The sequence below is a fragment of the Brachyspira catarrhinii genome (assembly GCF_005518285.1).
Classification (GTDB): domain Bacteria; phylum Spirochaetota; class Brachyspiria; order Brachyspirales; family Brachyspiraceae; genus Brachyspira; species Brachyspira catarrhinii.
In genome coordinates this window covers 1-1502 of the sequence record NZ_SJDU01000484.1, presented here as the reverse complement: position 1 = coordinate 1502, position 1502 = coordinate 1, and the positions used below count along the sequence as shown (strand labels likewise).

1 protein-coding gene and 1 pseudogene are annotated in these 1502 nt (G+C 29.3%); both read left to right on the top strand.

What is annotated here, in order from left to right:
• The first annotated feature begins 153 nt into the window (after window positions 1-153).
• Window positions 154-1062: a tetratricopeptide repeat protein gene (locus EZH24_RS11690; RefSeq protein ID WP_137999263.1), complete on the top strand. Its 909-nt coding sequence runs from the start codon at window positions 154-156 to the stop codon at window positions 1060-1062.
• A 208-nt stretch (window positions 1063-1270) separates the two neighbouring features.
• Window positions 1271-1502 (top strand): annotated as a pseudogene (locus tag EZH24_RS11685) (cysteine--tRNA ligase); the annotation flags it as partial.

Sequence of the window (1502 nt, the reverse complement as noted above, 5' to 3'; positions counted from 1 at the left end):
CTTCAAAAAATTCTCAAGCTCCAAAGGCTTCGGGGTTGCCTTACGATAAAAGTATGAGATAAAATTTTTTTGTTTTCATTATTATTTTATTTAATGTTTTTGGGGCAATTTCCGATAATATAAAAAATACGAATTATACTTTTGGAGTAAAAAATGTTAAAAAAATCTTTACCTATATTTTTATCGTTAATTTTCTTGTCTTCAATTTTTATAATATCTTGTAAGGACAATAATCAAGATGTTCAAGACGAGTATATAAATCAAATAGAGCAAGAATATCAACAATCTACGAATCAGAATGTTATTTTGGAATCTAACGATTTTGAATCGAATCCTTTTTATGACGATTTGGGACTTAGTAATAATAACAATTATAATTATAATAATAATCAAATTTTTGAAAATAGACCGATTCCAACTACGCCTGCGCCCGTTAGAACTTCCAGACCAGTAAGAAGAGGACCGAGAAAAGCCACAATAAACACTTTTTATAGTCCGTGGGCAAATACGCATAAAACGGACCCTTTAATCATTCAAGAGATAAGAGTAATGATTGCAAATAAAGAATATACGAGAGCGAGAAACTATATAGACAATTTGGATTTGAATAATTTGCCTGCGGGAGTAGATTTGGGACAGATATATCAATTTAGAGGAATAGTTTATTATTTCCTTTCAAGAAGCAATAGAGCCAATATTCCTTTGGCTGACGCAGCGTTTAAGAATGTTATGAATAATACTGCTATAGAAAAATTTAAACCATTGTCTTTATTATGGAACGGAATGCTTTATCAAACATATTCTACCGATATAAACGAATTGCAAAGCGCGGTAGATTTATTTGATAGAGTTATTAACGAATATCCAAGCACGAGATTTGCAAACGATGCGACTTTTTACAAAGCCGTAACATTAAAGAAAATGGGAAGAGCGGAAAACGAATATAACGATTTATTCCTATCCGTAAGACGCGGAGGATTTGCTGACACTTTAGTTTTCTCTCAAGTAGTTAATGATTATGTGCCTGCAAATACTTTGGTAGATAGAGAATTATTACAATAATTTATGTTATAATAATTTAGATAAGGTTTTAATATTTATATAGGCAGGGCGTAAATGCTCTGCCATTTTTATTTTTAATATAAAAATATTTATTGAAGACAAATTATTAATTTAACATTTTGACAAAGGAATAATTTTTTGTTATAATTATATTTATGATTTGTTTAGTAAAATTAATAAAAGATAAAATATTTAAAACGAGATAATTATGCAAGAGATAACATTTTATAATTCGCTTACGAGAGAAAAAGAAATATTTAAGCCGATAAACGATAAAAAAGTAGCTATGTATTCCTGCGGTCCAACGGTTTACAATTACGCTCATATAGGAAATTTCAGAGCTTATATTTTTAGCGATTTGGTTAGAAGAGTATTGGAAGATTTTGGCTACGAAGTAAAATTGGCTATGAATTTAACCGATGTTGACGATAAAACTATTA